At 62.8% G+C, this 11,418-nt stretch carries 12 protein-coding genes; 2 read left to right on the top strand and 10 right to left on the bottom strand.

What is annotated here, in order from left to right:
- Positions 1 to 75 precede the first annotated feature (75 nt).
- The 8 genes from BM438_RS42910 to BM438_RS42945 form a co-directional block, all read right to left on the bottom strand.
- The gene (locus tag BM438_RS42910; RefSeq protein WP_093647356.1) at positions 76 to 1,242 is read right to left on the bottom strand and encodes an NAD(P)/FAD-dependent oxidoreductase; all 1,167 of its coding nucleotides are present in this window, start codon (positions 1,240 to 1,242) and stop codon (positions 76 to 78) included.
- Positions 1,235 to 2,641, bottom strand: coding sequence for an NAD(P)/FAD-dependent oxidoreductase (locus tag BM438_RS42915; RefSeq protein WP_093647359.1), 1,407 nt, complete (start codon positions 2,639 to 2,641; stop codon positions 1,235 to 1,237). Before BM438_RS42915 ends, BM438_RS42910 begins: the two co-directional genes overlap by 8 nt.
- Positions 2,631 to 2,996: a (2Fe-2S)-binding protein gene (locus BM438_RS42920; RefSeq protein ID WP_093647361.1), complete on the bottom strand. Its 366-nt coding sequence runs from the start codon at positions 2,994 to 2,996 to the stop codon at positions 2,631 to 2,633. The genes BM438_RS42915 and BM438_RS42920 overlap by 11 nt, the downstream gene beginning before the upstream one ends.
- Positions 2,997 to 3,004: 8 nt before the next feature.
- On the bottom strand, positions 3,005 to 4,141 hold the full coding sequence (locus BM438_RS42925; RefSeq protein ID WP_093647363.1) for an NAD(P)/FAD-dependent oxidoreductase: 1,137 nt from the start codon (positions 4,139 to 4,141) through the stop codon (positions 3,005 to 3,007).
- Complete coding sequence (locus BM438_RS42930) at positions 4,138 to 4,935, bottom strand: ABC transporter permease (RefSeq protein ID WP_054041326.1); 798 nt, start codon at positions 4,933 to 4,935, stop codon at positions 4,138 to 4,140. Before BM438_RS42930 ends, BM438_RS42925 begins: the two co-directional genes overlap by 4 nt.
- Before the next feature lie 16 nt (positions 4,936 to 4,951).
- Positions 4,952 to 5,824: an ABC transporter permease gene (locus BM438_RS42935; protein WP_093647365.1), complete on the bottom strand. Its 873-nt coding sequence runs from the start codon at positions 5,822 to 5,824 to the stop codon at positions 4,952 to 4,954.
- Complete coding sequence (locus BM438_RS42940) at positions 5,811 to 6,890, bottom strand: ABC transporter ATP-binding protein (protein ID WP_093647368.1); 1,080 nt, start codon at positions 6,888 to 6,890, stop codon at positions 5,811 to 5,813. Before BM438_RS42940 ends, BM438_RS42935 begins: the two co-directional genes overlap by 14 nt.
- A 70-nt stretch (positions 6,891 to 6,960) precedes the next feature.
- A complete protein-coding gene (locus BM438_RS42945) occupies positions 6,961 to 8,028 on the bottom strand; it encodes an ABC transporter substrate-binding protein (protein ID WP_093647370.1) in 1,068 nt (355 codons plus the stop codon).
- A 157-nt stretch (positions 8,029 to 8,185) separates the two neighbouring features.
- On the opposite strand from BM438_RS42945, the gene BM438_RS42950 reads away from it, so the two are divergent.
- Positions 8,186 to 9,139, top strand: a complete 954-nt coding sequence (locus BM438_RS42950) for a LysR substrate-binding domain-containing protein (RefSeq protein ID WP_054041322.1) — start codon at positions 8,186 to 8,188, stop codon at positions 9,137 to 9,139.
- Between the two features lie 142 nt (positions 9,140 to 9,281).
- Here BM438_RS42950 and BM438_RS42955 read toward each other — a convergent pair whose 3' ends face one another.
- Positions 9,282 to 9,788 (bottom strand): hypothetical protein, encoded by a 507-nt coding sequence (locus BM438_RS42955; protein WP_093647372.1) that lies wholly within the window; start codon positions 9,786 to 9,788, stop codon positions 9,282 to 9,284.
- 187 nt (positions 9,789 to 9,975) lie between these two features.
- Positions 9,976 to 10,437: a GNAT family N-acetyltransferase gene (locus BM438_RS42960; protein WP_093647374.1), complete on the bottom strand. Its 462-nt coding sequence runs from the start codon at positions 10,435 to 10,437 to the stop codon at positions 9,976 to 9,978.
- Between the two features lie 352 nt (positions 10,438 to 10,789).
- Here BM438_RS42960 and BM438_RS42965 point away from each other — a divergent pair, with 352 nt between their 5' ends.
- Positions 10,790 to 11,296, top strand: a complete 507-nt coding sequence (locus BM438_RS42965) for a GNAT family N-acetyltransferase (RefSeq protein ID WP_093647376.1) — start codon at positions 10,790 to 10,792, stop codon at positions 11,294 to 11,296.
- Positions 11,297 to 11,418: the final 122 nt, after the last annotated feature.

Below are 11,418 nucleotides of genomic sequence, written 5' to 3' on the forward strand. Positions count from 1 at the left end.
TCTCTCCAGTTGAAGTCGGACGAAACCGTCGCGCGCCGACTCAACGCGCGTGACGGAGCAAAAAGAAGAAGGCGATTAGTGCGTGACCAGTTGCGCAGTGCGTGAAAACGACGAGTCGCGGCCGAAGCGATCGATAGCGAACGCATCGAGCGGGATCGATGGCGCGCCGTCGAGTATCAGTTCGGACACGAGCTTGCCGCAGCCTGGCCCCAACTGAAAGCCGCTGCCGCAATAGCCAAACGAGTAATACAGATTCGACGCCTTGCGGCTCGCGGAGATCACCGGCAATTCATCCTCGGTGAAGGCTTCGACGCCGGCCCACGCGCGATTTACACCGAGATTGCGCAGGTGCGGAAACAGATCGGTCACGGTTCGCGCGCTGCGCACGAGGCGGGCGAAATCCACTTCGCCGTGACGATTCGCGAGGTCCGCGATACCGATCAGTTTGCCGCCGATCACCACCGTGCCGTTGTCGAATTGCTTGAACGACAGCGGCCTGCCCGTTGCGCCAAGCGTCGCGCGACAGAAGGGCGCGACACGATGCGTGACCATCAGCATCAAACCTTCGGGGTGCACCGGAACCGGTTCACCCACCTGCTTCGTGAGTTCGCCGGACCACGCGCCCGCAGTGACCAACAGTTTTTCCGCGCTGAACGTGCCACGCGATGTCACCGCGAACCACCGCGTGCCGCGCTGTTCGATGCGGCGCACCGGCGTGCCTTCCAGAAAGCGCGCGCCCAGTCTTTGCGCGGCGAGTCGGAAGGCAGTCGTTGTCCGATAGGGCAGTGCGAAGCCGTCGCGCTCCACCCAGATGCCGCCCGTCACGTGCCGCGCAAGCGCTGGCTCGAGTTCCAGCACGGACTCGCGGTCGATCACTTTCTCGTGCGTGAATCCATGCGATTCGAGCAACGCGACGCGCTGGCGGCACGCTTCGAGTTCGTCATCGGTTTCGGCAATTTTCAGCTGGCCGGACGGGACGAAGCCCCCATCCTCGCAGAGCAGATCGCTCATCCGATACCAGATTTCGCGCGACATCAACGCGAGCGGAATCTCGGGCAACGGGCGGCCCAGCGTGCGCACGCCGCCCGCGTTCACGCCCGACGAATGACGCGCGACGTAGTCGGCTTCGAGCACGATCACCTTCGCGCCACGCCGCGCCATGTGGAACGCGCTGCTGGTGCCGTGCAGTCCACCGCCCACTACAAGGACATCGACTTCGTGAAGGTGGGTGGTGTCATTCACCGGCGAGTTCTCCGAGCGTGAGCGGCTTGATCGGCGGACGGATGCGGTAATAGCCCACTTCGGCGGGCGAGACGCGGCGCGCTTCGGCGATCACTTCCGTCACCGTGAGACCGCACATGCGGCCCTGGCACGGTCCCATTCCGCAGCGTCCGAAAGACTTCGCCTGATTCGGTCCCACACAGCCCAGCTCGACGAACTTGCGCAACTCGCCCGCGGTGACCTCCTCGCAACGGCACACAATGGTCTCGTCGCGCGGAATGCGGTTGATGTCGCGCGGACGATAGAGGCTGTCCAGAAACGGCCGGATGCGCATGACGTCGGCGAGCGCGCGGCGATGCTGAGTGGCCTCGGTATCGCGAAGCGAGGCAGTGATGGCGTCCAGTTGCGCGGCGGCCGCGAGCCCCGCGAGTGACCCCTGCAATGCCGCGGCCTGCGCGCCGCCGATCCCCGCGCAATCGCCCGCCACGAAGATGCCCGGCACGTCGAGTTCGCCCCACGCATCGACTTGCGGCGTAAAGCAGAGTTGCCCGTTGTCCCAGCGGTGCGTGGCGCGCAGCGCCTGGGTGAATTGCGTGTTCGGCACGACGCCCTGGTGCAGCAAGATCACGTCGGCTTCAATGCGATGCGCCGTGCTTTGGGTCGTGAAGTGAAGCGCGGCGGCGCGCTCGACGTGATCCGTGCCGATGCGCCCTTCCACACGCAGATCGTCTGCCGCCTCGAAGATCGGCACGCCGGCTTCGCGCAGCGTGCGGATCAGTTGCAAGCCTTTGGAGAGGAACGGCCACGCGCGCAGCGCCGCAAACACATGACGCTTGGCGCGCCAGCGATCTTCATGACGCGTGGTGTCGACCAGCGCGCGAATCGGCACGCCGGCGCGCACGTATTGCCAGCCCAGCAGATAGAGCAGGGGGCCGCAGCCCGCCAGCACAGGCGGCGCGGCTGGCACTTCGCCCGCGCTTTTCAGGAGAATCTGCGCCGCGCCCGCGGTCAGCACGCCGGGCAGCGTCCAGCCGGGAATCGGAAAGGGCCGCTCCAACGCGCCGCTCGCGAGAATCACGCGCTGTGCGTCGAAGCTGCCAATCTTGCCGTCCTTCAGATAATTGACGCCGCGCTCGCGCGTGACTTGCCACACGCTCGCGTCGGTCACGTGGCGCGCGCCGGAAGCGACGAACGCGTCGGCAGTGGCGGCACCCGCTGCGTAGTCCGGGCCGAGAATTTCCTTCCGACGCGCGTCGGCACGGCCAATGCCGCGATAGATCTGGCCGCCCACGGCGTCCTGTTCGTCGATCAATACGGTTTTGAGGCCTGCGCGCGCGGTGCGCGTCGCCGCGCTCATGCCTGCGGGACCGGCGCCGACCACAACGACGTCGACAGTTTCAGAAGCGAAATCAGCGGCCATGTATGTTCTCCAGCGGTGCGTCAGTCACGGGCGGCAGGTCGCGCGCGCCTTCCTGCGAGCGAATCCGCATGCCGGCCTTCACTTCCACCATGCAGCTCTGGCGGCTCGGCACGCCGTCTATTTCGACGAGGCATTCGAAGCACGCGCCCATCATGCAGAAGGGCGCGCGCGGTGCGCCGGACACGGGCGTCGCACGAAAGCGCGAGACGCCCGACGCGAGCAGGGCGGCCGCGACGGACCGGCCGCCGGGCACGGTGAGCGGCTGATCGTTGAACAAGATGTCGACGTTCGCGGCGGCTGTGCCTTGCGCGTCCGCGAGTGGCTTGAACAGGGTATGGGTCGATTGCGAAGTCATATCGATGGTCAGTGAGCGGGAGTCAGTTCTCGGGCGTGCTCGAAGCGGCGCGCGGAAAAATTGGGCAGTTCCTCTGGCATCGGTCTGCCCATGATCCACGGCGCCACGCGCAACGCGTGCGCCGCCGCGAGCGTCACGCCGCTGTGACACGTCACGACGAACGCGCCGGGATGCTTCACGGACTGGTCGTAGATCGGGAAGCCGTCGGGGGTGTAGACGCGCAATGCGGCCCACATGCGCACGAGCCGCACGTGCTGCAACAGCGGGAATGCGCGCACGCCGCGTCGGGCGATGTCGGCCAGCACGTGCGTGGTGGTGAAGTCGTTGAAGCCGACTTCCTCCATCGAATCGCCGAACTGCACGGTGCCCTCGTCGGTCTGTCGCACGTTGAGCGTCGGATAGTCGAGAAACTGCGTCACGCGCTCGCTCACCAGCACCTGTCCCCGATTGGGCGCGACCGGCGCATTCAGTCCGACGAATGGCGCGAGCGCGCGATTGCCGAGGCCAGCGGCGAGAACCACTCGCGCCGCGCGATACGTGCCGCGTGTGCCATGCACGATGAAGCCATCGGCTTGCGGTTCGATGCGCTCCGCGCGTTCACCTGAGACGAGCCGTACGCCACGTGCCTGCATCGCGGTGTGCAGTCCGCGCAGGAGCTTGAGTGGATTCACGTGACCGTCCATCGGCGTATAACTCGCCCCAATCACATCGGGGCCGATCTGCGGGATGCGCGCGCGGACTTCGGCGGCATCGAGCATCTGATACGGGTAATCGCCGAGTTCGGCTTGCAGCGTGGAGAGGCGTTTCTCGCGCTCGGCGAGTTCGTCGTCGTTGAAGCAGAAGTGGAAGCCGCCTGGCTGACGCAACGCGACATCCACGCCGGTTTCCTTGAGCAGCGCTTCGGCGAGCAGGGGCCAGCGCGTGGCCGAACTGCGCGACCAGCGCGCGTAGGGCGACAGGCCGTAGCCCTTGCCCTGAATCCAGACGAGGCCGAAGTTGCCGCGCGAGGCGCGGAAGCCGCCGTCGTCCTCGTCGAGCACGGTCACGCGCGCGCCTTCGCGGGCGAGTCCGTAGGCCACGGCGGAACCGACGAGTCCGCCGCCGAGCACGAGCACGTCGGGGCAGACGCTGCTTGTCAATGTCATCGGGCTTCTCCGATCAGAATGCGATCGAGTCCAACCATGCGATCGAGCAGGATCATCAGGAGGACAGTGCCGACGATCAACACCGCCGACACCGAAGCGACCAGCGGATCGATCGTCTGCGCGATCTGGTTGTACATGGCGACGGGCAGCGTGGTTGTGCCGGGCGTCGCAACGAAGATGGTCATCGTGAGTTCGTCGAAACTCTGGATGAACGAGAGCACCCAGCCGCCCGCCACGCCGGTGCGGATCATCGGCAGCACCACGCGGCGAAACGCGGTGAACCGGCTGGCGCCACACGAGAGCGCGGCGCGCTCCGTATCGCGATCCAGTCCGACAGCGGACGACAACGCGAGCCGCAACGCGTACGGCAGCACGATGATCACGTGTGCGCAAACCAGTGACCAGAACGATCCCGACAGATGCAGCAGCGACAGAAAGCGCAGGAACGCGATGCCGAGCACGACGGCGGGAATCATCATCGGTGAGAGAAAGAAGCTCGTGAGCGCGGCGCGGCCGGGAAAGCGATACCGCGCAATGGCGAGCGCGGCGGGCACCGCGAGAACCACGCCGATGGTCGCCGAAGCGAACGCGAGCCGCACCGAGAGCCAGAATGCCGAGACCATGTCGTCGTTCTCCAGGATCGCGCGGAACCAGCGTAGCGACGCGCCATCGAAAGGCATCGAGATATAGCCTTTATCGGTGAAGGCCACGAGCATTACCGCCGCGAGCGGCGCGATGATGAAGGTGAGAAAGAACGCGTTGTACACGAGCCCGAGAATGCCGTTCTGTTTCATGTTCGCTCTCCCTCGCTCAGTCGAAGATATGCCGGAAGCGGCGTTCTGTGAGACGGCTGCAGCCCATCACGATCGCCACGTTGGCGATCAGCAGCAGCATGGCGATGCTTGCGCCGAGCGGCCAGTTGAGCGTGCCGAGGAATTCGTCGTAAGCGGCGGTGGCGACCACTTTCAATCGACGTCCGCCGATCAGCGCTGGCGTCGCGAAAGCCGAAGCCGAGAGCGCAAACACGATGATCGAGCCCGACAGCACGCCCGGCATGATCTGCGGCAGCACCACGCGGCGGAACACTGCGAATGGCGAGCCGCCGAGCGAGCGGCCGGCCCATTCCACTTGGGGATCGAGCTTCTGCACGGTCGCCCACACCGACATCACCATGAACGGCACTAGCACGTGAGTGAGCGCGATGATCATGCCCGTCATCGTGAAGACGAGACGGATCGGTTCGCTCGTGATATGCAGCGACTGAAGCAGATTGTTCAGCACGCCGTTATTGCCAAGCAGGATTTGCCAGCCGAGCGTGCGCACCACCACGGAAATCAACAGCGGGCCGAGCACGATCAACAGACACAACGACTGCCATGGACGCTTCATGCGCGCGAGCACGATGGTCTCCGGCACGCCGAGCACGATCGAAAGCAGCGTGACGGCGAACGCGAGACCGGCAGTGCGCAGGAAGATCGTGCCGTAGTAGGGATCGCTGACCACTTCCCAGTAGTTCGTGAGCGTATAGGCGGAGGTGACGCCGGCCGTATCGCTGAACACGCGGAACGACAGCATCAGCGTGAGCAGCAGCGGCACCAGCAGCAGGCTGACGAACAGCAGCAGCGCGGGCCCCGACAGCAGCCACGGCGCCGCGCCGGGGCGGCCGTCTTCAAGCGTGGCCATGAGCGCTCTCCCGATCGTCTTGCGTGAGTACGCGTAGGTCGTCGTCGGTCCATGCGAGACCCACTTCGTGACCTTCCTCGGGCGGCGGCGCGCCGAGGTTCGGCTGCGCCACGCGCAGCTTGCCGAGTTCAGTCTCCACTTCCAGCAGCCACTGATTGCCGACGAAGACCCGCGTCGCGATACGGCCGCGCACACGGGCGTCGCCATTCGCCAGATGAACCTTTTCCGGGCGGATATAGACGTTCACCGATCCATCTACCTGACGGCCCTCGTGCGGAACATGCAGCGTGGTGCCGGCCACCGCGACTTCCGCGCAACGCGGATTGCGGCGCAGCACTTCGCCCGGAAACGCGTTGGTGCGGCCGAGGAAGGTGGAGGCGAACGGCGTGGAGGGCCGTTCGTACGCGTCGTAGGGCGTGCTCAGTTGCGCAATCGCGCCGCGATGCATCATGGCAATGCGATCGCTCATGGTCATCGCCTCCACCTGATCGTGCGTGACGAGAATCGTCGTGATGCCGAGGCGCTTCTGGATGGCGCGCAATTCGATGTGCATTTCCTCGCGCAGCTTCGCGTCGAGGTTCGACATCGGTTCGTCGAGCAACAGGAGTTCGGGCTGCATCGCGATGGCCCGCGCTATCGCGACGCGCTGCCGCTGACCGCCAGACAGTTCCTTCGGAAAGCGGTGGCCAAGGCCATTGAGGCGCACGAGCGAGAGCGCTTCGGCCACGCGCTCGTCGCGCTCCTTGCGCTTCACCTTGCGCATCTCCAGCCCGAAGCCGACGTTGCCGGCGACTGTCATGTGAGGAAACAGCGCGTAGCTTTGAAACACCACGCCAATGCCGCGTTTTTCCGGGCGTTCCTGGGTGATGTCGCGGCCATCGAGCAGAATCCGGCCCGCGGTCGGCGTGACGAAGCCCGCGACCATCTGCAGGGTGGTCGTCTTGCCGCATCCGGACGGGCCGAGCAGCGCGAGCAGTTCCCCACGTTCGACGGCCAGATCGAGCTGCTCGATGGCGGTGAAATCGCCGTAGCGCTTCGAAATGCCTTGCAGAGTCAAAAAGGCCATACGCCTCGCTCCTTCATCAGATCGCGCGCCGCGCGAAGAACTTACCAGTCACAGACGGCTGTGACGTACATCAGCGTTCGACCGAACGGTTCCAGCGCTCCGTCCACTCGGCGCGATGCTGGTTGATCGTGGCCCAGTCCATTGCGGTCAGCTTCGAGACCTGCTCCGGTCCATACGGCACGCGCGCGGCGATGTCAGGTGCGAGCTTCACCGTCTTGTTGACCGGACCGATGCCGATGCCTTGCGCCTGCAACACCTGCACTTCCGGGCTCAACAGGTACTGCACGAACTGCTGCGACAACTGCGGCTGCGCGTTCTCCGCGACAACGCATGCCGCCACCTGCAACGCGACCGCGCCTTCCTTCGGGTAGATGAACTTGAGCGGGAAGCCGGTGTTCTGGAGCGCCACGGCGCGGCCGCTGCCATAAGGCGCGAGGATCACGTCGCCAGCTTGCATCTGACCGTCCATCTCGCCGGGCGTCGGCGCCCAGGAGAGCACGTTCGGCGCGACTTCCTTCGTCATCGCGGCGAAGCCAGGATCGATATTCTTTTCGCCGCCGCCGGAGAGGCGCGCAAGCATCACGAGCGTATGCAGGCCGTAGGTGTTGGTGATCGGCGGCACGCCCAGCTTGCCCTTGAGGTGGTTGTCGGTGAGCGCCTTCCACGAGTCGGGCGGCGGCAGGCCGGCTTTCTTGAACGCCTCTTCGTTGTAGCCGATTCCGGTCGCCACCATGCCGACGCCGATCGAGGTCGGGCCGAGTTTGGCGAGCGGATAGATGTCTTTCATCACGGGCGCGTCGTCGAGCTTCGCGCACAGGTTGAATTGCATCGCCTGATACATGGGGCCGTCGTCCATCACCGCCACGTTGATCTGCTGATGGCCTTTCTGCGCCTGGAGCTTGGCGAGCGTGTCGCTCGAATTCCCCGCGACGTAGACGATCTTGACGTCATGCGCCTTTTCAAACGGCGGAATGATCTTTTGCCGGTAGACCTGTTCGTTCGAGCCGCCGACGTTGGCCACGTAGAGCGTGGTCTCGGCCTGCGCGAAGAGCGGGGCGGCAAGGGCGGAAGCGAAGGAAACGGCCGCGATGGCGGCGCGCGATGGGGCGGACAGACGGCGATGCAACGCTCTTCTCATGACGAAGATCTCCAGTTCCGGTGTGGGGAGGCGGGCTTGGTCGCCCGTCGTTAGAATGCAGTGTCACGCTGCCTAATCATGTCGTCCAATACGAATTAAATACCTACCTATGCATGAGTGATATGGGTTAGGGGTGGTCGTCTAAGGGAGAATACGGATGAATCTCAAGCACATCGAGGCGTTTCGCGCGGTGATGGTCTCGGGGTCGATGACCGCCGCGGCCAAGGCGCTCTTCACGTCGCAGCCGAATGTGAGTCGGCTGATCGCCCAACTGGAGCGCGATACGGGCTTGCAGCTCTTTCAGCGCAGCGGCGTGCGGCTGATTCCGACCAGCGAGGGCGAGGCGTTCTTTCGCGAAGTCGAACGCGCATTCGTCGGCTTGCAAGGTTTGGCCAATGCCGCGGCGCAGATTCGCAATCTCGGCAGCGGCCGTTTGCGCATTGCCGCCATGCCGTCGGCGGGCATGACGCTGGTGCCGCACGCGATCAAGCGGTTTGTCGAGCTATTTCCGGAAGTCACCGTATCGCTGCATGTGAATACGTCTGGCACGGTCAATCATTGGACTGCTTCGCAGTTCTGCGATCTGGGTGTGGCGGTGTACGTCAGCGAGGCGTCGGATTGCGAGGTCGAGCAGCTGTCGAAGGTGGCTGCCGTTTGCGTGATGCCGGCGGAACATCGGCTGGCGGGAAAGCGCAGCATCAAGCCGGAGGATCTGGAGGGTGAGTCGTTCATCTCGCTGTGTCACGGCGATGGCACGCGCGTGCTGATGGACGAAGTGTTCCAGCGCGCCGGCGTGCAGCGCGTCCTGGCGATCGAGGCGCAATACACCGCGATGTGCTGCGAGATGGTTCGGCATGGGATGGGCGTGACGCTTGCGCATCCCATCGTCGCACGCGACTTCGCCGGACCTGATATTGCAATTCGCCCATTTCTACCGGCCACACTCTTTCCGACTTATCTGCTTTTTCCTCCGCACCGGCCACGAGAGCGGCTCGCGTCAGCTTTTGTAGAAGTGTTGCGGGGGCTGCACGAGGAATTGCTTGCAGAGGTAGTTGCGCCGGTTCGGAGTACGGCGGGCCGCGCGCGAGCGCGCTCTCGGGCCGGGGCGTGACGGGAGACGTTCCGAATTGGGGGCGGCGTATTCTGGTCTTGTGGTGGGGCCGTCGGGCAGGGTTCGGTCAGTTTTGGACGGTCGACGTCGTGGCCTGAATTGTTGAGACCTTCAAGGCCAAGTTGACTGGATGCGCCGTCCGCTACCTTTTCAATAGGGCCACGTAGTAGTCGGCGATGCTGTCCTCCGCCCCCTTTGTGATCCGATTGAATACTCGTCCCCATGGCCAGAAGCTGGAACCTGAGGTGGTTTGCAGACCCGGGAATCGGCTTCCGCCAAGGGTGACCATACCCCATTCGCCACCATGATTGCGGCGATACACCTCTCCGACGTAACTTCCGTAGGCTTTCGCAAACGACATAACTTGTTCGTCCGTAGGCTTGGGACTCGTGCCGACGTAGGATGAACTCATTTGCGCCAAGGCCTTTTCGACATTTGCAATACTCGCGTCCGACCAGTCGAGTTTTATTCCAAACTGTTTTGCGGAGAAGTCGACGGCGTCTAGCGAGTAGGCTTCCGCAATTTTCTGGATTTTTGGATCAGGAGAAAAGGACTGATCAGATGGGGTTTCTGCCAGAGCAACTCCACCGCGAACGCAAGCCATCAGGACGATCAGCGCTAACAGGAAGCGCTTTACGATTGTTTTCAAGAGGATTCCCACTCCAAGACAACTCTGAGTCGCTGCAGCGAGTCGGAGTGTTGAATTTTCGCCTAGACCGATCTTATACGTCGGAGCCGCCTATAAGCTATGTGAACGGCAGCTTTCGGCAAATCTGAAGGTCCCCTGTGGGTCGGCCTGAGCCGATCGTCATCCGTCACAGTGCGGCCAGGAACGGTCATTTAGCCGCGTCGGTCTGATTGGCGACAGATACGGTTGTCGGGGCAAAGCGTTTTTGCAGAAAATAGCGTGTATGCCCAATCGGAAAATCGGGCAACTCGCCGAAAACTGTAAATCCTGCGCTCTCGTAAAGACGTTTCGCAGCAGGGTTGAACGTGTCGATCCATGCAGCACGGCATCCTCGGCGTATAGCTACCTTTTCTGCCTCAACCATCGCTGCTGCAGCAAGCCCTTGCCCACGAGCGCTGTCAACTATCCAAAGCCACTTAACGAACAGCCAGTCCCATGCGGTATAGCCGACCAAGCCTCCAAGGCATCCATCGTCAGAACTGATTGAAACTGCGAGGTCTCGCCAATCAGAGGTACCTACCGCTACGGTATTAAATGCGGACAAGCCATCGCCGACAAGCGTGGCTAAATCGTCAGGAATTGAATCGAAGACGTTAAAGGTCGCGCTCATTGAAGGAGTTTCCGTTGTCGATAGAAATTCGTCGCGATCATACTACGTCCCGCAAATAGCTATCGATAGCGCAGCGCTAGCCGGAGGCATGCACCTCCAGTGAAGGGCCGCTTCGGAGAATTGAGACCGGCTGCTTCGGGTCGGTTTATGCCTTTCGCATACATGCTGTTATCAGTGATCGATCGAGGTCTGCGTCGGACCGGGTTCGGCCATGAACGGACCTTCGTCGTCCTCGCCTAGATTGTCGACAGCTTGACTTAAGTGGATGGGCTAACCACTTGACCGTCAACACTTGCGCGGCGTTGTTGATATCCAGTACGGTAAACGTTCTTTGGTCATCCCCTTATATCGCATGGTCACTGTCCGCCTACTAGATCCACATGACGCAGATCAATTCAAAGCTTTGCGTCTTCTCGCCGTCGACAACGCCCCCACCGCCATATGGCCTACCCGTCAGGAGGAAATGGCACGCTCGACTGAGGAGATCGCCAACCGCGTTCGTTCAACGCCAACACAAGCCGTCTTCGGTGCGTTCGAGGGTGAGGTGCTGGTCGGCATCACGGGCGTTCGTCGTGAACCGCTGTGTCAGGTGAATCACAAGGCCACGATTTGGGGCGTGTTTGTAAACCCTTCGTACCGTGGACGAGGAATCGCACAAACGCTTTTGTCGGCAGCGACAGTTCACGCGACTGAGGAGTGGGACACCATCCAGTTGATGCTTTGCGTCAATGCGGAAAACCTGCCAGCAAAGAGGCTTTACGCGTCGCACGGCTTTCAGACGTTCGGCCTGGAGCCACGGGCTATGAAGGTTGGAGATCGTTTTTATGACGAGGAGCATATGTGCAAACAAATGATCTAGAGCGCCGCATTGCGTTAGACCGGATTCGGCCGAGGCCGTGTAAAAACGCGCGTGATCACCTAGACTAAATCAACCCGCTGAAACAAGAGGCGCAGATGGGGCGATTTGTCGAAGGTGCGGAA

Source organism: Paraburkholderia aspalathi, assembly GCF_900116445.1.
Classification (GTDB): domain Bacteria; phylum Pseudomonadota; class Gammaproteobacteria; order Burkholderiales; family Burkholderiaceae; genus Paraburkholderia; species Paraburkholderia aspalathi.